At 62.0% G+C, this 20848-nt stretch carries 18 protein-coding genes and 1 tRNA gene; 8 read left to right on the top strand and 11 right to left on the bottom strand.

The features are described from left to right. Positions 1 to 24: 24 nt before the first annotated feature. From dapD to rpmH, 9 genes are all read right to left on the bottom strand, one after another. Positions 25 to 870: a 2,3,4,5-tetrahydropyridine-2,6-dicarboxylate N-succinyltransferase gene (gene dapD, locus CHC01_RS04425; protein ID WP_089262800.1), complete on the bottom strand. Its 846-nt coding sequence runs from the start codon at positions 868 to 870 to the stop codon at positions 25 to 27. A gap of 100 nt (positions 871 to 970) precedes the next feature. After that, positions 971 to 1669, bottom strand: coding sequence for a pyrimidine 5'-nucleotidase (locus tag CHC01_RS04420; RefSeq protein ID WP_089263646.1), 699 nt, complete (start codon positions 1667 to 1669; stop codon positions 971 to 973). 32 nt (positions 1670 to 1701) lie between these two features. Then, a complete protein-coding gene (locus CHC01_RS04415) occupies positions 1702 to 2685 on the bottom strand; it encodes a DUF1036 domain-containing protein (protein WP_089262798.1) in 984 nt (327 codons plus the stop codon). An 80-nt stretch (positions 2686 to 2765) separates the two neighbouring features. Further along, the gene (gene argB / locus CHC01_RS04410; RefSeq protein ID WP_068732793.1) at positions 2766 to 3662 is read right to left on the bottom strand and encodes an acetylglutamate kinase; all 897 of its coding nucleotides are present in this window, start codon (positions 3660 to 3662) and stop codon (positions 2766 to 2768) included. A 92-nt stretch (positions 3663 to 3754) separates the two neighbouring features. Then, on the bottom strand, positions 3755 to 4132 hold the full coding sequence (locus tag CHC01_RS04405) for a DUF423 domain-containing protein (RefSeq protein ID WP_089262796.1): 378 nt from the start codon (positions 4130 to 4132) through the stop codon (positions 3755 to 3757). Further along, positions 4132 to 4782, bottom strand: coding sequence for a ribosome biogenesis GTP-binding protein YihA/YsxC (yihA, locus tag CHC01_RS04400; protein ID WP_089262794.1), 651 nt, complete (start codon positions 4780 to 4782; stop codon positions 4132 to 4134). The genes CHC01_RS04405 and yihA overlap by 1 nt, the downstream gene beginning before the upstream one ends. A 135-nt stretch (positions 4783 to 4917) precedes the next feature. Next, positions 4918 to 6786 (bottom strand): membrane protein insertase YidC, encoded by a 1869-nt coding sequence (yidC, locus tag CHC01_RS04395; RefSeq protein ID WP_089262792.1) that lies wholly within the window; start codon positions 6784 to 6786, stop codon positions 4918 to 4920. A gap of 73 nt (positions 6787 to 6859) precedes the next feature. Beyond that, complete coding sequence (gene rnpA / locus CHC01_RS04390) at positions 6860 to 7222, bottom strand: ribonuclease P protein component (protein WP_089262790.1); 363 nt, start codon at positions 7220 to 7222, stop codon at positions 6860 to 6862. 24 nt (positions 7223 to 7246) lie between these two features. Further along, the gene (gene rpmH, locus CHC01_RS04385; RefSeq protein ID WP_011471298.1) at positions 7247 to 7381 is read right to left on the bottom strand and encodes a 50S ribosomal protein L34; all 135 of its coding nucleotides are present in this window, start codon (positions 7379 to 7381) and stop codon (positions 7247 to 7249) included. A 447-nt stretch (positions 7382 to 7828) separates the two neighbouring features. Between rpmH and CHC01_RS04380 the strand changes: the two genes are divergently transcribed. Together CHC01_RS04380 and CHC01_RS04375 are read left to right on the top strand one after the other, a co-directional pair. Continuing rightward, positions 7829 to 9256: an ATP-binding protein gene (locus CHC01_RS04380; protein ID WP_089263645.1), complete on the top strand. Its 1428-nt coding sequence runs from the start codon at positions 7829 to 7831 to the stop codon at positions 9254 to 9256. 150 nt (positions 9257 to 9406) lie between these two features. Continuing rightward, a tRNA-Arg gene (locus CHC01_RS04375) sits at positions 9407 to 9483 on the top strand. A gap of 453 nt (positions 9484 to 9936) precedes the next feature. Here CHC01_RS04375 and CHC01_RS04365 read toward each other — a convergent pair. Both CHC01_RS04365 and CHC01_RS04360 read right to left on the bottom strand, forming a co-directional pair. Beyond that, complete coding sequence (locus tag CHC01_RS04365; protein ID WP_089262786.1) at positions 9937 to 14763, bottom strand: NAD-glutamate dehydrogenase; 4827 nt, start codon at positions 14761 to 14763, stop codon at positions 9937 to 9939. Between the two features lie 427 nt (positions 14764 to 15190). After that, entirely contained in the window at positions 15191 to 15979 is a 789-nt protein-coding gene (locus CHC01_RS04360) for an IclR family transcriptional regulator (protein WP_089262784.1), read from the bottom strand. Between the two features lie 136 nt (positions 15980 to 16115). On the opposite strand from CHC01_RS04360, the gene CHC01_RS04355 reads away from it, so the two are divergent. The 6 genes from CHC01_RS04355 (at position 16116) to CHC01_RS04330 (ending at position 20749) form a co-directional block, all read left to right on the top strand. Further along, positions 16116 to 17081 carry a Bug family tripartite tricarboxylate transporter substrate binding protein gene (locus CHC01_RS04355; RefSeq protein ID WP_089262782.1) on the top strand — a complete coding sequence of 322 codons (966 nt, stop codon included), beginning with the start codon at positions 16116 to 16118 and terminating at the stop codon, positions 17079 to 17081. A gap of 3 nt (positions 17082 to 17084) precedes the next feature. After that, complete coding sequence (locus tag CHC01_RS04350) at positions 17085 to 17693, top strand: flavin reductase family protein (RefSeq protein ID WP_068732840.1); 609 nt, start codon at positions 17085 to 17087, stop codon at positions 17691 to 17693. 90 nt (positions 17694 to 17783) lie between these two features. After that, the gene (locus CHC01_RS04345) at positions 17784 to 18644 is read left to right on the top strand and encodes a fumarylacetoacetate hydrolase family protein (protein WP_089262780.1); all 861 of its coding nucleotides are present in this window, start codon (positions 17784 to 17786) and stop codon (positions 18642 to 18644) included. Then, entirely contained in the window at positions 18641 to 19450 is an 810-nt protein-coding gene (gene hpaH / locus CHC01_RS04340) for a 2-oxo-hept-4-ene-1,7-dioate hydratase (protein WP_502695637.1), read from the top strand. Before CHC01_RS04345 ends, hpaH begins: the two co-directional genes overlap by 4 nt. A gap of 22 nt (positions 19451 to 19472) precedes the next feature. Next, complete coding sequence (locus CHC01_RS04335; protein WP_068732845.1) at positions 19473 to 19865, top strand: RidA family protein; 393 nt, start codon at positions 19473 to 19475, stop codon at positions 19863 to 19865. Positions 19866 to 19876: 11 nt separating this feature from the next. After that, positions 19877 to 20749: an amidohydrolase family protein gene (locus CHC01_RS04330; RefSeq protein ID WP_089262776.1), complete on the top strand. Its 873-nt coding sequence runs from the start codon at positions 19877 to 19879 to the stop codon at positions 20747 to 20749. The last annotated feature ends 99 nt before the right edge of the window (positions 20750 to 20848 follow it).

The raw sequence follows: 20848 nt of genomic DNA, 5'->3' as shown, positions 1-20848 counted from the left end.
GCGCAAACCGGACGAAACGACAAATCAGTCGCGCAGCAGTTCGTTGATGCTGGTCTTGGAGCGGGTGCGCTCGTCGACGCGCTTCACGATCACGGCGCAGGCGGTGGAGGGGCCGATCTGGCCGTTCTTCATCGGTTTGCCGGGCAGGTTGCCGGGGACCAGCACCGCATATTCCGGCACTTCGCCGACGAATACTTCGCCCGTCTCGCGATCGACGATCTTGGTCGATGCGCCCAGGAACACGCCCATGGCCAGCACCGCACCCTTGCGCACGATCACGCCTTCAGCGACTTCCGAGCGGGCGCCGATGAAGCAGTCGTCCTCGATGATCACCGGGCCGGCCTGCAGCGGCTCCAGCACGCCGCCGATGCCGACGCCGCCGGAAATGTGCACGCGCTTGCCGATCTGGGCGCAGGAGCCCACCGTCGACCAGGTGTCGACCATGGAGCTCTCATCGACATAGGCGCCGAGATTGACGAAGGACGGCATCAGCACGACGTTCTTGGCGATGAAGGCCGACTTGCGCACGATGGCGCCCGGCACGGCGCGGAACGCCGCGCTGCGGAACTGGTCGTCGCTCCAGCCGTCAAACTTCGAGGGCACCTTGTCCCACCACGGCGCGCCGCCGGGGCCGCCCGAGATCGAGGTCATGTCGTTGAGGCGGAACGACAGCAGCACAGCCTTCTTCAGCCACTGATTGACGGTCCACTTGCCATCGTCGGCGCGGATGGCGACGCGGGCCTCGCCCTTGTCGAGCAGGTTCAGAGCCTGATCGACGGCATCTCGCACCTCGCCCTTGGTCGAGGCGTTGACGTTGTCGCGCGCGTCGAAGGCGGCATTGATGGTGGATTCGAGGGCGGTCAGCGACATCGCGATTTCCTTGGGCAGATCGTGGGTAAAAGGTGATTTCTTGAAGCTTTTGTCGGGATTTGGCCGGGGAGAGTCAAGACGCGCGGGCGTCCATCCCGTCCTACCGCGCCACGTTCAGGGCCGCCAGAAACCCCGTCAGATCGTCGGTGACGTGGTCGACATGGTCGTCGTCACGGCCTTCCAGTTCCCAGTCCTCGCGCACGACCTCCTTGGCGCCGTCGGGCACGATCAGCACGGTCGTCATGCCCAGTTTGTGCGGCACGACGAGGTTACGCGACAGGTCCTCGAACATGGCGGCTTTGGACGGATCGACGCCGTGTAGGCGCAAGAACTTATCATAGGTTTGCTGAGCCGGCTTGGGCTCCAGATCGGCGGCGATGATGTCGAAGATCGCTTCGAACTGGTCGGCGAAACCGAGGCGCTCCAGCACGGCGCCGGCATGGGCGACCGAGCCGTTGGTCAGGATCAGTTTGCGGCCGGGCAATTGTGCGATCGCGGCGCCCATCACCGGATTGGGCTCCAGCGGCGAATGATCGATCTCGTGGACGAAAGCCAGAAAGTCGTCGGCGCGGACCCCGTGTTCGGTCATCATGCCGCGCATGGTGGTGCCGTAACGCTTGTAATAATCCTTCTGAACCTTGAAGGCCGCGTCGGGCGAAATCCTGAGGAAGTTCGCGACGAAGTCGCGGATCTTGCCATCGACCTGCTGCCACAGGTTCACGTGGTGCGGATACAGCGTGTTGTCGAGATCGAACACCCATGTCTCGACATGGTTGAAGGCACGCGGCGATTTAGTCAGCAGGGTCATTGATTGTCTCTGTTGTCCGGTCGTCACGGCGTCGCAAAGCGCAGCGTCCTGCCGCCGCCCGACATATCGACGATGGCGAAGCCGGCGCTGGTGAGGCCGCGGGTATTGCAGTCATTGTGTTCGCGAATCTCGAATTTGCTCTCGCGCGTGCACAGCATGCGAACGCCGCCCCAGTTCAGGGGCTTGTCGTTGAGCTTGATGCCGCGGCCGTTGTCGTCGACGGCCTCGGCGAAACTGAGGATCTGTCGGGGTTGGCCGACAACATCCGGCCGCAGGCACTTGCCGGGCTCGATGCGATACCAGCCACGGCTGACAACGCCCTTGCCGTCGTCGGTCGCGACTGACGCCATCACCTTGTAGGACGTGTCGTTGCACCAGGTGAGGCCTGTTGCGGAGGGCGCCTGCACGGCTGCGATCATTGTCTCGAAGAAATTCGGCGTTGAAACCACATCGGCAGCAAGACTACGGCTCTTGAGGAAGGACGAGAGCGCGCTCTGGGTCTTCGGCCCGTCCACGCCATCGATCGGTGCGGCGTCATAGCCCGCGATCACCAGCAGGCGCTGGATGGCGGCAAGCTTGGCCTGTTCGTCGTCATATTCGCTGTCTTCCGCGAGATAGGCGACCATGTTGCCGTCGTCGGTCTGCGTCGGCTTGATCATCGTGAACGGCACTTGTGACTGTCCGGCACGGCATTGCCGGGCAGCAGCGATGACGAAGTTATCCGGCGCGATGCACAGGTTGTCGGTGCCGTTCTGCGCCACGGGTGAGGCGCCGTAGATGCTGAGCGCGCGGGCATGCAGCAGGATACGGTCGGCCGTCAGCGTTCCCTGTACGACGACGCGGCACTGCGCGGGATCGATGCGAAACCAGCCGCGCGTCGCGGTGGCGCTCTTGTCGTCGATGCCGATGGCGGCTTCGACGACATAGCTCATGCGGTTGCAGAGTTTGAGATCGGCGCGGGCGGCCGTGCTGGCAAATAGCCAGATGATGCTGGCGAGAAGCGTCAACGATGTTTTTCGCGCCCACCAGCCAGACGCGAATGGCCGGGACAAGCCCGGCCATGACGACGTGTGGTGTGGTGTGTCCATCACTTGTGGATCAGTGTGCCCGTGCCCTGATTGGTGAAGAGTTCGAGCAGCACGGCATGGGGAGTCTTGCCATCGATGATGACGACGCCTTCGACGCCCTGTTCGAGCGAATAGATGCAGGTCTCGACCTTCGGGATCATGCCGCCGGAAATCGTGCCGTCAGCGATCAGCTTGCGGGCATCCTTGATCGACAGTTCCGGGATCAGCTTCTTCGACTTGTCGAGCACGCCCGGCACGTCGGTGAGCAGAAGCAGGCGCTTGGCCTTCAGCGCGCCTGCCACGGCGCCGGCAAAGGTATCGGCATTGACGTTGAAGGTCTTGCCGTCCTTGCTTGCTGCAAGCGGCGCCAGCACCGGGATCAGCTCATAGCCGATCAGCTGGTTCAGCAACGTCAGGTCGACTTTTTCGGGCTCGCCGACAAAGCCGAGATCGACCACCTTCTCGATGTTCGAATCGGGATCGACCATGGTGCGCGTCGCCTTCGACGCGGTGACCATGTTGCCGTCCTTGCCGCATAGGCCGACGGCCTTGCCGCCGGCTTCGTTGATGTAGCTGACGATCTGCTTGTTGATCGAGCCGGCCAGCACCATCTCAACGATCTCGATGGTCGCCGCATCGGTGATGCGCAATCCGGCGGCGAATTCCGATTTGATGCCGAGACGCTGCAGCATCTGCGCGATCTGCGGGCCGCCGCCATGCACAACGACCGGATTGATGGCGGTCTGTTCCAAGAGGACGATATCGCGGGCAAATGCGCGGGCCGTATCCTCGGCGCCCATGGCGTGCCCGCCATATTTGATGACGATCGTCTCTTCGTCATATTGCTGCATGTGGGGCAGCGCCTCCGACAGGATGCGGGCCTGGTCGAGAGCACTGATGATGGGCGCGTCGGTCATGAAGCGGATCTCACGGTGAGCAATCTGCGGCGCGTTCTAGCCGATTGATTGCCGCCGCGCAAAGCATCGCTGCTCTGTCCAGTGGCCCGGCGTCAGGCGGAGCGCGGCCAGGCTGCGGATACCGCCAGCGCCAGCCAGCTCAGGATCAGCAGGGTGCCGCCGGTCGGCGCGGCCATTGTGAACAAGCCGTGACCGACATATTGGCGCAGGGTCAGGTCGCCGGCGAAGATCGCGGCAGCAATGACGAAGCCGAACGCAGCTGTCAGGCCGATCTGCAGATGGGCGACGCCGCGCTCGATCAGAGCGACGGCGCCGAGAATGGCGGCGGCATGAAACAGCAGCATCGAGGAGGCCGAGGCCAGTCGCATCGCGTCCGGCTGGTGCGCCGAGGCGGCAGCCAGAATGACGCCGTCCGCGCCCATCACGCCGGCCAGGATGACAAGAATGCGAAACAGGCTAAAGCGGGACATCAGTTGCGCTCGTTCAACAGGCGGACCATTGCAGCCCGCAATTCGGCCATGCCGTCACCGGTGCGCGACGATGTAACCAGCACGTCCGGAAAGGCTGCCGGATGAGTCCTCAACTCGGTGCGGACCTCTTCAAGGGTCTTTTCGAGTTCGCTCTTCTTCACCTGATCAGCCTTGGTCAGCACGATCTGGTAGCTGACCGCCGAGCGATCGAGGGATTTGAGCACGTCGAGGTCGACATCCTTCAGGCCATGCCGGGAATCGATGAGAACGTAGACGCGCGCGAGGCTCGCCCGGCCCTGGAGGAAATTGTAGATCAGCTTGGTCCAGGACGCGATCTTGACCTTCGGCGCCGAGGCATAGCCGTAGCCGGGCATATCGACGAGCCGAAAGTCGGAGCCATCAGGACCTTCGAAGAAGATCAGCTCCTGTGTGCGGCCCGGCGTATGCGAGGTCCGCGCCAGCGCGTTGCGGCCGGTCAGCGAATTGATCAGGCTGGATTTGCCGACATTGGAGCGGCCGGCAAAGGCAACTTCCATCCCTGCCATTGGCGGCAGCGTCTCGATCGAGGGCGAGGCCCAGATGAACGTCCATTCGCCTGCAAAAAGCAGGCGGCCCTGTTCGATCAGCTTCGCATCGGTGTCAGTGGTCATGCGAAGTGGCTTTCTGTGCTGCTCCGGCCCTCATGGTGAGGAGGCGCGCAAGCGCCGTCTCGAACCATGAGCGCCCCGCCCTCGTCCTTCGAGACGCGGCCAAGTGGCCGCTCCTCAGGATGAGGGCTCCAAGGATTACGTCTTCTTTTCAGCCGGCTTCTTCGCGAAGGTCGACTTCACGTTGTCGAACAGTTCGACCTTCACGCCGTTGCGATTCATGATGTAGGCCTGCTGCAGCACCGAGAGGGTGTTGTTCCATGCCCAGTAGATCACGAGGCCTGCTGGGAAGCCGGCGAGCATGAAGGTGAAGATCAGCGGCATCCAGTCGAAGATCATCTTCTGCGTCGGATCCGGCGGTGTCGGATTCAGCTTCATCTGGAACCACATCGTGATGCCCATGATGATCGGCCAGATGCCGAGCGCGAGGTAGTGACCGAACACCGGAATCGTCGTCGGATCGAAGGGGATCAGGCCGAACAGGTTGAAGAGATTGGTCGGATCATGCGCCGACAGATCCTTGATCCAGCCAAAGAACGGCGCGTGGCGCATTTCGATGGTGACGAACAGAACCTTGTAAAGCGAGAAGAACACCGGGATCTGCAACATGACGGGAAGACAACCGGCGATCGGGTTGATCTTCTCCTTCTTGTAGATCTCCATCATCTCTTGCTGCTGCTTCATCTTGTCGTCAGGGAAGCGCTCCTTGAGCGCCGCCAGCTGCGGCTGCACGGCCTTCATCTTCGCCATTGAGGCGTAGGACTTCGAGGCCAGCGGGAAGAAGATGATCTTCACCAGAACGGTGACGAGCAGAATGGCGATGCCGAAGTTGCCGAACAGGTGGAAGAACCAGTCGAGCGCCAGGAACATCGGCTTGGTGATGAAGTAGAACCAGCCCCAGTCGATCAGAAGGTCGAAGTGGTTGAGGCCGAGCGCCTGATTGTAGCCGCCGAGGCCGACCGCCAGCGGGAAGTTGATGCCGACAGTGGCCGCTTCCTTGGCGCCGGCGAACAGGCGGGCATTGGCCGTGCCGGTGCCGCCGATGGCGATGGTCTGCGCGTCCTGCAGATAGTCGGTCTGGTAGGTCCGCTGGGTGCCGGTCAGGTTCGATGAGAAACGGGCCTGCAGCTGCGCATTGGTGTCGGGCAGAAGTGCCGAAGCCCAATATTTGTCGGTGATGCCGAGCCAGGCATTGGTGACCTTGAAATTCACCGCCTTGGCTTCGTCGATCTTCTTGTAACCGTATTCCTGCAGGCCCTGGTCGCCGAGATAGCCGACGAGGCCTTCATGCAGGATGTAATAGCCTTCGACATGCGGCGTGCCGTGGCGCGAGATCAGCGCGAACGGATACAGCGTCACCGGCGCGTTGCCGATATTGCTGACGTCATCCTTGACCGAGAACAGGTAGCGGTCGTCGATCGAAATGGTGCGAGTGAACGTCAGGCCGTCGCCGTTGTTGTACTTGAGCACGACAGGCGTGGTCGGCGTCAGGGCGTTGGAGCCTTCCTGCTGCCACTGGGTGTTCTGGTCGGGAATCTTGGTGTTCGCACCGGCGGCGGCGACCCAGCCGAACTCGGCATAATAAGGCGCGGCAGTGCCGGAGGGGGAGAACAGCACGATCGCCGGCGACTTCGGATCCACGGTGTCGCGGAACTTGGTCAGCGAGATATCGTCGAGGCGCGCGCCCTTCAGCGCGATGCTGCCGGAGATACGCGGCGTGTCGATCTTGACGCGCTGCGACGCTGCAATGGCGCTGTCGCGGCTGACGATCGGAGCGTTGGCCGGCGCCACATTCGTGGGTGCGCCGCCTGCGGCGGTGGAATTCGCGGTCGGCGTCGTGCTGCCGGGCGTGGTGTTGGGCTGTGCGGTCGGGTTGGCAAGCTGGGTCTGCGTCGCGGTCTGTGCGCGCTGCTTCTCCATCTGCGGGATGTTGTAGAAATATTGCCAGCCGATCAGCACCAGGCCGGACAGAATGACGGCAATGATGGTGTTGCGATTGTCGGTCATCGTTCAGGTCTCGTCATTCAAATGCGGGTGCGGCTCTCGCTTCCGGCTGCGCGCTTGTCGCAGGCTGAAAGCGTCAGGTCACGCTGGTTTTAGAAGATTGCGTCTTAGAAGATTGCCGATCGAGGCGGTGCAGCGCCGAGCGGAGGTCGTCGAGCATCATCGTGAAATCGCGTTGGAGCGCGACACGACGGCCGACTAGCACATAATCGCTGTGGGGTCGCATGGATAAGACATCGACGCGCTTCACCAGTTCGCGAAGCCTGCGCCGGATACGGTTCCGCTCGGTGGCGGTTCCGTTTTTTTTGGTCACGGTAAAGCCGACCCTGATCGGGCCGTCGTCGTCACGTCGCCGGGTTTGCATCACAAAGGCAGGGCTGTTCACCCGCGGCCCATTGGCAGCGGCGAGAAAGTCCGCCCGCTGCCGTAACCGGTCCATGATGAACTCTCGGAAGAGATCCGATCAGGCGCTGAGGCGCTTGCGGCCACGTGCGCGGCGCGCAGCCAGAACCTTGCGGCCGCCAACGGTCGCCAAGCGAGCGCGGAAGCCGTGACGGCGCTTGCGCACCAATTTGCTGGGTTGATAAGTCCGCTTCACGGGTCGTTCTCCGCTGACCGGGCAATTCGCCGAGTAATTTGAGGTAAGTCCTAAGATGTTGGCTCAACGAGCCATTTCCGGCCCAAAGACGAGCCGCACCCGATCCAAAACCGGGTCATCGCGGACAGTTGGCGGGCTTATACGGGAGCGTCCTGTTTTCGTCAATGTTGCCCTGTAGCGGTGTTCTGATCCGCCAAATTCTTGGAACCATGGGATTAATCCCAATTTCCCGGTGTTTTCAGGTTGTTGGCGGTTGTGAAATTGCTCTATGGCTTAAGCGTGTTCGCTGAGCGGACAAATTTAAGAACTGGTCGCAAACATCATCGTAACAAATCGTCGTTGGACCCGTATCTCTCGATAGTTCAGCGTCAGACCGTGAGATCAGAGGCCAATATTGTGTCTTCGGCCGGCGAAAAGCCCATCGAGCCCGCGTTCAGGCTCGGCCCCATGCGACGGCTGGGGCTGTCGGGCAAGCTGTTGCTGCTCACCATTCCGCTGGTGCTGATTGCCGAAATTCTCATTTATGTGCCCTCGATCGCCAATTTCCGGATCAACAGGCTGAACGACAGGCTGGCCGCGGCCAATACGGCAGCACTGGTGCTGGATGCCGCGCCGCTCGGCATGGTCCCGGAATCGCTGTCGCGACAAATCCTGAGCAGCATCGGCGCCCGTGCGGTGGCCATCAAGATGGGCCAGCAGCGCCGTCTGCTCGCCAGCGCGGATCTTCCGTCGCAGATCGACCATGACATCGATATGCGGTCGATGACGGTGTGGTCCGCGATTGTCGATGCGTTCGAGGTCATGCTGGAAACTGGCGATCAGACGATGCGCATCATCGGGCCGGCGCCCGGCGGCGCGCAATTCATTGAAGTGGTGGTCGATGAATTGCCGCTGCGGCAGGCGATGTATCGTTTCTCTAGCAATCTGTTGTGGGTGTCGCTGGGATTGGCGATTCTCTCTGCGGGGCTGGTCTATCTGGCGCTGCATTATCTGTTCGTGCGGCCGATGCGGAATTTGACGGCCAATCTCGTCGCTTTCCATGAAAACCCCGAGAGCTCGGCGCGGATCATCGTGCCGAGCCAGCGCGCCGACGAAATCGGCGTGGCGGAGCGCGAATTGTCCGACATGCAGCGCGATCTCGTTTCGATGCTGCATCAGAAGAGTCGTCTCGCTGCGCTCGGCCTCGCGGTCTCGAAGATCAATCATGACCTGCGCAATCTGCTTGCGTCGTCACAATTGCTGTCGGATCAGCTCGCCAGCGTGCCCGATCCCCGCGTGCAGCGCTTCGCGCCGAAGCTGATGCGCTCGCTGGAGCGCGCCATCGCCTTCTGCCAGTCGACACTCTCTTATGGTCGCGCGCAGGAAGCTGCCCCCGATCGCAAGATGATTCTCGTTGAGCCGGTGGTCAACGAAGTCCGCGAATCGGCTGGGCTTGCGACCGACGTGTCGATCGGCTGGGTCAACGCCATCGAGCGCGGGCTGATGATTGATGCCGATCCCGACCAGTTATTTCGCATTTTGCTCAATCTGGTCCGCAATGCGGCCCAGGCGCTGGAAGGGCAGCCACAGAGCGACGTCGCCCCGCAGCAGATCCGCATCACCGGCCGCCGCGAAGGCGCTGTCACCATTCTCGAAGTGTCCGACACCGGCCCCGGCGTCCCGCAGCGGGCACGCGACCACCTGTTTGAAGCATTTCAGGGCTCGTCTCGCCCCGGCGGTAGCGGGCTGGGCCTCGCGATTGCGGCCGAACTGGTCCGCGCCCATGACGGCGATATTCACCTTGTGGAAGGCACTTTGGGCGCCACCTTCCGGATCAGCCTTCCGGACCGGCCGGTGGAACTGCACAGTATCCGCAACGAACGCGCGCGGGCCTGAGCCGTTTTTTCCGGCTATGTCACGGTAGTGAAATAAGCGGCTCAGGGCGCTTGCCAAGCCGGGCTCGACCCGGTAGCTATGGCCCGCTTTCGCAAACATCGTTTCCGAAACGCATCCGGTGCTGGCGGCTTTGGCCCCACATCGCGGCACGCGCCCGTAGCTCAGCTGGATAGAGCACGTGACTACGAATCACGGGGTCAGAGGTTCGAATCCTTTCGGGCGCGCCATTTCCGCTTCATTGTGATGCGCCAATCATCGTCGCCATTGCTGCGCTTCTCGTAGCTTACGGGATCCTTGCCACAACGTCGGGCCGGTTTTTCTCGAGCCAGGCTACGGCCCCGGGTCCATCGACGACGCACTCGAAGGTTTCCCAGGTGGGGTCCTCCAGGGATTCCGGTTGCAGTCGCTTCGCTGCATACTCAACGAGGTCGTGCAAGCGTTCGTATCCTCGTCGGCTCTCGAGGGAATCTGCAATCGCTGTGCTGGCCCATCCGCGTTCGGCCAAATCGATAATGCTCGGAGCGTTAGCCTCGCTGAACCAGGGCGTGGCATCGAACTCGATGCAGCGGGCATTATCAGCGGTATGGCAAGTAGCGTGGATCATTGGGGTCCTCCGTTCGCTGGCTAACAACCTGCGCTAGCGTTGCTCTTTAGAGTTTCACATCGCTGCCCCGCACGCCTCAGCCTTTGACCAAGTCCCCCAGCAGGTTTGCCGCCACCATCAGCTTGGCGAGCGTCAGGCCGCCTGCCGCAATCTCTTCGACTGCGCGGCGGATGCGCGTCGCCTCGGGATGAGCTGTAAGCCAAGTCTCCGCAGCCTGTTGGCCGGATTGGCCGGTTGCCAGCATATCCGCAGCGAGGCCTCTTTCGGCAGCCGCGATCAGGTCGACGGCACGGTCGATGGCGAGGCGTTCGAAACGATCGCTGGCCGGCACGCTGCGCGCGGCGACGATGATGCGATCGAGACGGAAATTGGCCTCGGCGGCAAAGAACGTCGCGGCGGCATCGCCGATGCTGCGGCTGGTGCGCTCGGCGACCGTTACGATGTCCGGCGCCGAGACCAGGGTGTCGAGATCGGCCAGTTCGCCGGCGAGGCCGGACGGGACGCCGGCATCGGTCAGCTCCTGCCGGCGCTTGCCGCGCGCGGCCTGCAAGTCCGGTGGCAGGGTGTTGTCGAGAGAGGCGCTGATCTCGCGGATACCCGGGCCGAAACGTGCGATCACCGCCTCGAGGCCATCCTTGAAATCAATATTGCGCACGTACCAGACCATGCGGGAAAGCAGAAGGTCCTGGACCGCCTCATAGAGGGACAATTGCAACTGCCCTTCGATGCAGGCGTCGAGCGTATCGATCGCATCATTTAGCCACTTGAGCCCGTAGGATTCATCTACCGCCACATAGGCCATGACGATGGTGGGGATATCGGCATCGGTTTCGTCGATCAGGCGCACGATACACGCCGGGCCGCCGCGGTTGATGACCGTATTGACGAGGCTGGTCGCGATGATTTCGCGTCGGAGGCGATGGCACTCTACCGCTGTCGGGAACCTGTCCTGAACCTGGCCCGGAAAATACCCGGAGAGCTCGCGGGCGAGATAAGGATCGTCCGGCACGCTGGTGCCGAGCAAGTCGTCGTAGAGCGTCAGTTTGGCGTAGGCGAGCAACACGGCAAGCTCAGGCCGTGTCAGGGACTGCCCGCGCCGCGTGCGCTCGGTGATCGCGGCGTCGTCGGGCAGAAATTCGACTGCGCGGCTGAGCAGGCCGCGCCGCTCGAGCGACTGCATCAGGCGAGTGAGGAAGCCGGTCTCGGCCACGCCCTTGCGTTCGGCGAGCGAGAGCGCGAGCGTCTGCAGATAGTTGTTGCGCAGGACCAGCGCACCAACGTCGTCGGTCATCGCGGCAAGCAGGGTGTTACGGTCAGCCGGGCTGAGGCGTCCCTCGCGCTCGGGGCGGGCCAATGCGATCTTGATATTGACCTCGACGTCGGACGTATTCACACCGGCCGAATTGTCGATCGCGTCGGTGTTGAGCTTGACGCCCGTCTGCGCCGCTTCGATGCGGCCGCGCTGAGTGACGCCGAGATTGGCGCCTTCGCCGATCACCCTGGCGCGAACGTCGGTCCCGGTGATGCGGATCGGATCATTGGCGCGGTCGCCGGCCTGATCGTCGCTCTCCACCGACGCCCGGATATAGGTGCCGATGCCGCCAAACCACAGTAGGTCTGCGCGCGTCTTCAGGATCGCCGTCATCACCTCGAAGGGCGTCGCCTGCGGCTTGTCGAGATCGAGCAAGGTGCGCACTTCCGGTGCGAGCGGAATCGCCTTGAGGGAGCGCGAGAACACGCCGCCGCCTTGCGAGATCAGCGATTTGTTGTAGTCCTGCCAGCTCGATCGCGGCATGTCGAACATGCGCTTGCGTTCGGCGTAGCTGATCGCCGGATCGGGAGAGGGATCGATGAAGATGTCGCGGTGATCGAACGCCGCAACCAATTTCGTCGCGGGCGAGAGCAGCATGCCATTGCCGAAGACGTCGCCGGACATGTCGCCGACGCCAACTACAGTGAAAGGCATGGTCTGAATGTCGGTGCCGAGCTCGCGGAAGTGGCGTTTGACCGCCTCCCAGGCGCCTCGCGCCGTAATCCCCATCTTCTTGTGGTCGTAGCCCTGGCTGCCGCCGGAGGCGAAGGCATCGCCGAGCCAATGGTTCTTCTCGGCCGAAATCGCGTTGGCGATGTCGGAAAAGGTGGCGGTGCCCTTGTCGGCGGCGACGACCAGATAAGGATCGTCGCCATCATGCCGCAAGGTCGAGTCGGGCGGGAGGAGGTCGTCGCCGTCGAGATTGTCGGTGAGTTCGAGCAGCGAGCGAACGAAGATGCGATAGGCTTCGGTGCCTTCCGCGAGCCACGCATCGCGGCTGGAGAGCGGCGGCAGGCGCTTGGGCACGAAGCCGCCTTTGGCGCCGACCGGCACGATCACCGCGTTCTTGACCTGCTGGGCTTTGACCAGGCCGAGAATCTCGGTGCGGAAATCCTGCGGCCGATCGGACCACCGCAGTCCGCCGCGCGCAACCTTGCCGAAGCGCAGGTGAATGCCTTCGACGCGGGGAGAATAGACGAAAATCTCGTAGAGCGGTCGTGGAGCCGGCAGGTCCTCGATTCCGCGCGCGTCGAACTTGAATGAGATCACCGGACGCGGATGTCCGTCCTCGCCGACCTGCCACAAATTGGTGCGGATGGTGGACTGCACCAGATTGGTGAAACGGCGGAGGATGCGGTCTTCGTCGAGCGATGCGACGGATTTGAGCTGCTCCTCGATATCAGCAAGGAGGGCGGTCTCCCGGGCCGAGCGCTCGGCATCAGTAAGGGTGAGGCGTGGATCGAGGCGGGCCTGGAATAGCGCGACGAGGTTGGCGGTGATCGCTGCGTTCTTGCGCAGAGTCTCCCACATATAATCCTGGCTGAACGGCGCGCGGATCTGGTGCAAATAGCGGGACAGCGCCCGGATGGTCGAGACTTCGCGCCAGCCCAGGGCCGTGCGCAGGATCAGCCCGTTATATCCGTCGGATTCGGCTCGATCACCGACCACCGCCATGATCGAGGCTTCGAGCCGATGGCTGAACTCCCGGTTGATCTCGATCGGCTGGCCGTCGCTGGTCTCGATCGTCATGTCGTGCAGCCACACCGGCTCAGGCCTGGCACCGGGCACGATCTGATAGGTACGTTCATCGACCACGCGCAGGCCGTGATTTTCGATCACCGGCACGCGATAGGACAGCGACAGCGGCGCGGCATCCGAGAACACCTTCAGGCCGAAGCGTTTGGGATCGTCCTCGCCCTCGAAGCGATGAACCGAAATCGTCACCGGGCGGGTTGGCGTGAGCCTTTCGATGGTGGCGATATCGGCTATTGCCTGTTCCGCCGTGGAAACCTCAGTATAGCCGCCGGTAAAGGCCTGGGCATAGCGATTGGCGAGCATGCGCGCCCGCATGCCATCGGTAGACGCAGTCAGCGCGGCCTTCAGCTTGTCGGCCCAGGTCGCGGCAATGGCGCTGATCCCGGCTTCCAGCGTGGCGCGCTCGACGGCAGGAGTCTTACCTTCATAGCGTCCGATGATGTAGTGAACGCGCGTCAATGCTCCTTCGGGGAAAGACACGTAGGAGGCGGCCTGCATCCCTTTGTAGATCTGCGACAGGAAGGCGCCGACGCGCATGCGCACATCAGTGTCGTATTTGTCGCGCGGAATGAAGACGAGGATGGAGACGAAGCGATCGAACTTGTCGACCCGAGCGAGCGCCCGGACGCGGGGGCGCTCATAGAGGATCAGGATCTCCATGACGAAATTGAACAGGGTGTCGACGTCGACCTGGAATAGTTCGTCTCGCGGATATTCCTCGAGGATGTGCATTAGCGCCTTGCCCGAATGGCTGTTCGGATCGAAGCCGGCGCGCTGGAGCACCCGCGATATCTTGTGGCGAACATAGGGGATCTGTCGTGCCGAGCGGGTATAGGCGCCTGAGGTGAACAGGCCGACGACTCGTAGTTCACCCTCGAGCCGGCCGTCGGGCGCATAGAGCTTGATGCCGATATAATCCATCCGGATGCGGCGATGAACGCGGCTACTCACATTGGCCTTGATGACGATGAGTAGGGTCGGCTCGCGCATGAACTCGCGAATTTCCGACGTCATCACCACCATTTCGTTGCCGCGGCGCAGGACCTTTACATCGGGGTCACGGAGGATGCCGAGGCCCTCAGCGGTCGTGATGTCGTCCGACGCATCGCTGTCGGGCGAGAAGCGATACTCGCGCACGCCGAGAAAGGTGAAATTGTCCGCGCACAGCCATTGCAGGAACTGGTTGGCCTCGGCGACCTCGTCGATCGGCAGCGGCGGTGGATTGGAAGAGAAAGTCTTGATCGCGTTCTCGACGCGGTCGCGCATGACGCGCCAGTCCGCGACGCTGGCGCGCACGTCGCTTAACGTCCTGGTGAGGCCGTCAATCAGCCTCTCGCGGTCAGCGTCGGCGTCGAGGCGGGTGATGTGGAGGTGAATCAGACTCTCTCGCGCGCCCTTTGCCCCTTCCGGCAGTGCTTCACCGTGGAAGTGCAGGAGCTTGCCTTGGTCATCGCGCTCCACCGCGATGATGGGGTGAGCGACGAGGGTGACTTCGATGCCCTGCTCGGCGAGCTCCGCCATGATGGAATCGAACAGGAAAGGCATATCGTCGTTGAGAATTTCGAGCACGGACATCTCGCGCCCGTCCGGCATCATCGGATTGACGACGCGGATATCGGCACGACCCGCCGTGCGTCGCTGTACCTGCTCCCAGGCTTGCTCCGCCAGGAAGGCAAGCGAGGAGGCATCGTAACTGGCGAGGTCCTCGGCATTGGTGTAGCCGAACATAAGCTCGGCAAAGGTTCGGGGTGCCTTGCCCGGCTGCACGCTTCCCGCCGCGTCGCGGATCAGAGTTGCGCGGGCCTTGTCGTCACGCCACGCCATAGCGTCCTCCACGTCCCAGCCAACTCACCGCAATTACGGTCGGCCGTTGTTTTTGGAGTGCATCTCTTCGTGCGCCATCGTGTCCCGACCGCGTTTCAATCGCACAGGTGAAATCTTCGGTCGTGACTATATTAGCACCCCGGAGCCGCCGTGGCGCGCGGAGTTGTGAGGTGTGTCTTGAGGCCGGAATCGATGCGACGAGCCTCGCGCCATAAGGCATGTTATAAAATCACAAGCAATTTCAATAATATATGAGTTTGTGGTTATACTCCGAATGGCGCGCCATTTTGCGCGGGCAACGGGAGGGGGCGCAGTTTTATCCCGAATGGACCGCCAGACTTTTCCGTTCAGATTAGAACAGCTAGCCGTCGATTGGCTGCTCAATCGCTGCATATGTCGCAAGCGGACCTTTGCCTTGGATTGGGCGACGCGTGCTTGCTTACCGGATTTTCTGCTCGACCTCGTAAGCTGCCTTCAGAAGCGTTTCGACAACTTCCTGCTCGCGTCGCGGGCCGAGCCGTGTTCGGACGGCCGATATGGTGAGGGCCGCCGCCGGGTCGCCGTCGGCTGTCTTGATCCAGGTCGAAATCGATTTCGTGCCCTGGACCAACCCGACTTCGCGCACGCCATAGCCCCTGCGCCGGGCGTCGGCGATCTCTGACAACACAGTCTGCCGATCGGTCCGATATCCCGCAAATCGAGGCTCATTCGTCATAGCGATCCGGCGTGATTCTTGAGCCGGTAACGCGGCCAGGATGGCAACGCCTGCGCTGCTGACGCCCAGCGGCCGCCGCGCACCGACGGCGATCGAGAGTACCTGGATCGGATATGAGCCAATTCTCCTATCCACGCATAAAGTGTCGTTGCCGGTGCGCACCGTCAGAAACAGTGTGTCGCCGACCCGTTGCGATGTTTCGCGCAAAATGTCGTCCGCTGCGGCGAGCAATGGCGAGCGCGATGGGCGAGCGAGTGCCAATTCAGGGACCTGCGTGCCGATTGCATAGCGACCCGAGCGCTCGTGGCGCTCGACGAGCCCCTCCTCCATCAGGACATGGACGATCCGGTGTACGGTAGGGCGCGATAGGCGCGTCGCTTGGACAACGTCTTTCAGCGGCAATCCACTCTCACCGCCGGCTGCAAGCACGCGAAGAAGGAAGAGCGCGCGCCGGATCGCCTGTGCGCCTTGTCGCGGCTCCGGGTCGAGTGTTGTTGGCAATCCGTTGTCCATAATGTGGACAATAACCGCACATTGGCATCGACAAGTAAAGCGGTTGAAACCAATGGTTCGCCGCAAGAGCGCTGGTCCCAATCGGCGTCGAACATACGGTCAGCGGCGTGAGAGCCGCATCTGGCGGGAGGAAATGATGAGGTCGCTATGGATCGCTGCAGCCATTGCCGCGACGCTGGTTAATGGCGCGGCGACGGCCCAGGAATGGCCCGCGCGCATTGTCAAACTGATCGTGCCCTATCCGGCCGGCGGCAATGTCGATAGCGCGGCGCGCATTGTCGCGGATCGGCTGCAAGAGAAATTGGGCCAGCCCTTCGTGATCGAAAACAAGTCGGGCGCTGGCGGCATGATCGCCGGTGAAGCGCTGGCGAAAGCGCCGAATGATGGCTACACGCTCATGGTCGGCGCCAATGGTCCGGTTCTCTTCGCTCCCGAAATCAACAAGCGCGACGCTTACAACTGGAAGCGCGACTTCCTGCCGATCTCGAGCATCTCGATGACGCCGCTGGTGCTCGAGGTTCATCCTTCCGTGAAGGCTACGTCGTTCGCCGAATTGCTCGAACTCGCGAAGCGCGATCCGGGCAAGCTGACGATGGCCTCTCCGGGACCGGGCACCACCAATCACCTGCTCAGCGAACTCATGCAGTCCAAGCTCGAGATTCGTTGGGTGACGGCGCATTATCGCGGCAACGCGCCCGCGACCAATGACCTGCTCGGCGGCCAGGTTCAGTTCGCATTCGATCAACTGTCGGTCAGCCTTCAATATATCAAGAGTGGAATGTTGCGCGCCTTGGCGGTCACGAGCCCTCATCGACTGAAGACGCTTCCGGACGTGCCCACTTTCGCCGAGCTCGGCTACCCGGATTTTGACGGCCAGACCTTCACAGGGTTGTTTGCTCCGGCGAACACCCCCGCTCCCATCGCCGATAAATTGAACAAAGCGCTGGCTGAGATCCTCAAAGAGCCAGGCGTGGTCGACAAGTTCGAAAAACTTGGCGCCGAAGCGCTCCCGATGACGCCGGGTGAGTTCAGAACCTATCTCGATCGTGAGGACGCCAAGTGGATTCCGGTCGTGCGCAAGGCCAATGTAAAGGCGGATTGACGAATGAAGATCGATCCCGCTGAACTTGGAGCCGAGAAGGCCTATCGTCTGCTCACCGGCATCGTCGTCCCGCGACCGATCGCATGGGTGACCAGCCTGTCGCAGGCAGGTACCGTCAACCTTGCGCCGTTCAGTGCTTTCACCTTCGTCTCGCCCAAGCCGCCGATGCTGGCAATCAGCGTCGGCCGCAAATCAGGCGTCTACAAAGACACGGCGCGCAACATCCTGGATCGCGAAGAATACGTCATTCACATCGCGGATTCGCCGTTGATGTCGGCGGTTCACGAAAGCTCCGCGGAACATCCGCCGGAGGTGAGTGAGGTCGAAGTCCTCGGTCTCGAGACGACCCCCAGCGACCATATCGGGGTGCCGCGGCTGACGGCGGCGCCTATTGCGATGGAATGCCGATTTCGGCAATGCCTCGAATTCGGCGATACCCGCAGCCGGTTGATCGTCGGCGAAGTGGTCGCATTTCACATCAAGGATGATCTGCTCGCCAACGGCAAGATTGAAACCGAGAGCCTCGATCCGATCGCCCGCATTGCCGGTCCGCGTTACGCGCGGCTAGGCGAGATCTTCACGTTGAAGTCCGTATTCCAGACATCGAAGTAATTGGAAGAACGCCGCGGGCGCAGCTCGAGCAGCCGGTCCAATGCGGTGATCCCGCGGCAATCGATTCAGTGAATTGTTCAAGAGGCTCTTATGAAACTATGCAGCTATTCGACCGGCGGAAGCAGCCACTACGGCGTGGTGACCGATGACGGCGTTATCGATCTCAGTGCATTGCTTGGATCGGAGTTTCCCGATCTGCGCAGCTTGATCGCCGGCAACGGGCTGGCGAAGGCGAAACAGGTGAGCGCCGGCCGCAAGCCCGATCATCGACTGTCGGATCTGGTCTTGCTGCCGCCGATCCCGGCGCCGGAGAAGCTGTGGTGCATCGGGGTCAACTACAAGGACCGCAATGCTGAATACAAAGACAGCTCGGATTTGCCGAAATATCCGAGCCTGTTCGTCCGCAACCCGTCGTCGGTGGTCGGCTCTGATCAGCCGATCGAAAAGCCGAAGATCTCCGAGCAGCTCGACTACGAAGGCGAGCTCGTGATCGTCATCGGCAAGGAAGGTCGTCACATTACGCGAGAGAATGCGTGGTCGCACATCTTCGGCATGACTCTCTGCAACGAAGGCTCGGTGCGGGACTGGCTGCACCACGGCAAGTTCAACGTCACCCAGGGCAAGAATTTCGATCGTTCCGGTAGCGTCGGGCCGTGGATCGTCACGGCCGACGAATGTGATCCGCAGGGGACGCACGATATCGTCACGCGGGTGAACGGGGAGGAGCGGCAGAACGACTCGACCGAGCGGCTGATGTTCGCCTTCGACTATCTGATTTCCTATCTGTCGACATTTGCCACCTTGAAGCCCGGCGACATGATCGCGACCGGAACGCCGACCGGCGCCGGCGCCCGCTTCACGCCGCCGCGTTGGCTCAAGCCAGGCGATGTCGTCGAGGTCGAGTCCAGGCAGATCGGCATTCTTCGCAACGTCGTCGCAGAGGAGAAATAACGGTGCTTGATCAGACGGTCATCGATGCGCTGGCGCGTCGCCTCGACGAGGCGGAGCGGACCAAGACGCTCATCACCATGTTCACCGCCGACTATCCCGATCTCACCATCGAGGATGCCTATGCGATCCAGCGGACCTGGACGGCGCTGCAGCTTGAACGCGGGCGAGTGATCAAGGGCCACAAGATTGGCCTGACCTCGAAGGCGATGCAGAACGCGGTCAGCATCTCCGAGCCGGATTACGGCGTGCTGTTCGCCGACATGTTCTATCAGGATGCCGGCGCTATCCCTTATGAGCGGTTCTTCGCGCCGCGCGTGGAGGTCGAATTGGCCTTCGTGCTCAAGACCGATCTGCGCGGGCCGGATTGTACGATCTTCGACGTGCTGAACGCGACAGCCTACGTCACACCGGCGCTCGAAATCCTGGAAACGCGCATGCACCGCGTGCATCCGCAAACCAAGAAGCCCCGCACGGTGGTGGACACGATCTCCGACAACGCAGCGAATGCCGCGCTTGTGGTCGGCGGTCGTCCATTCCGTCCGCTGGATGTCGATTTGCGCTGGGTCAGCGCGCTGCTGTTCCGGAATGGCCAGATCGAGGAGACCGGCGTCGCCGCCGGCGTGCTGAACCATCCGGCAAACGGCATCGCGTGGCTCGCCAATCGCCTCGCGCCGCACGACGAATATCTCGCTGCAGGCGAGGTGGTGCTCGCCGGATCCTTCACGCGCCCGATCGAGGTCAGCCGCGGCGATACGATACATGCCGATTACGGGCCGTATGGCTCGGTATCGTGCCAATTTGTTTGACCGTTATCCGGAGACTGCTGCCATGACATCTTCCAGGCGCCGCCGCAGCGTTCATATCGGCGAATTCAAGCACGCAAATCCGATCCCCAACGCCTGCCGCATCAACAATCTGCTGATGTCCGGCGTCATCCTCGGCCGCGATCCCAAAACAAGCGAGATGCCGCCCGATCTCGAAAGCCAGTGCGCCAACATGTTCGCGCATATGAAGGCGATCGTGGAAGCCGGCGGCGGCAGTACTGACGACATCATCAAGATGACGGTCTGGCTCAAGGATCGCAGCAATCGCGGGCCGGTCAATGTCGAGTGGCTCAAGATGTTTCCCGACGAGCATTCGCGCCCAGCCCGTCATGCGCTCTCCATGGAGATGGAGGGCGGCGCCCTGGTGCAATGCGATTTCACTGCGGTGATCGATTAAAGGAGCGACAGATGCCCGACTATCTTCCATTTGATCCAAACCCGCGCACGCCATCCCGCAAGCCGCCGCCGAAGAGCATCGACAGTCAGTTCCATGTGCTCGGTCCGGTGGAACGCTATCCCGTCCGGCCTGGAGCGGCCTATCAGATGCCGACGGCGACTTGGGAGGCTGCGCTTCGGGTACACAAGGCGCTTGGTATCGAGCGCGGCATCATCGTGCAGACGACGACATATGGTGCCGATCACTCGGTGGTTCTGGACGGGCTGGCGGCGATGGGGCCGAACTACAAGGCCTGCGCGAATGCGCTGGTTTTCGCCCAACGCGACGATGCATATCTCGCCAAGCTGAATGACGCCGGCGTCGGCGGGGCGCGGTTCAGCTTCCGCAAGGAACTCGGCGCCGTGCTTTCGGACAGCGACTACGAGCGCGCGATCGCACGTATTTCCGAACTCGGCTGGTACGCTAAATTCCAGCCGGAGAAGGACGGCATCGTTGCCAACCTCGACAAGATCGCGTCCCTCAAGGTGCCGGTCCTCATCGATCACATGGGCCGCCCGGATCCAACGCTCGGCAAGAACGATCCGAATTTACGTGCGGTTCTCGATCTGCTGTCGAAGGGCAATTTCTGGGTGATGCTCTCGCTCGGCGAAAAGACGTCCAGGAAAGGTCCGCCGTGGGACGACGTCGTTCCCATCGCGCAAGCCTATCTCGAAGCCGCGCCCGATCGCTGCGTCTGGGCAAGCGACTGGCCGCACCCTGTATCGGTTGTCCAGCCGCCGAACGACGCCGACCTGCTTGAATTGCTCTATCGCTACGCGCCGGACGATGCCTTGCTGGAAAAGATACTGGTCACAAATCCAGCAAAGCTGTTTGGGTTCTCCTAATAGATCGTGGGCGGACACCCTGCCGGGAGCGGAGTCCGCTTCCGGCAGGATATGCCGATCGCCCCTCATTCGGGCGGATTTCATCCGCGCGGGGTGGCT

This window comes from Tardiphaga sp. OK246, assembly GCF_900188215.1.
GTDB classification, from domain to species: Bacteria; Pseudomonadota; Alphaproteobacteria; order Rhizobiales; family Xanthobacteraceae; genus Tardiphaga; species Tardiphaga robiniae.
The sequence above is the reverse complement of the archived record's forward strand: the minus strand, read 5'-3'. Positions and strand labels throughout refer to the sequence as shown.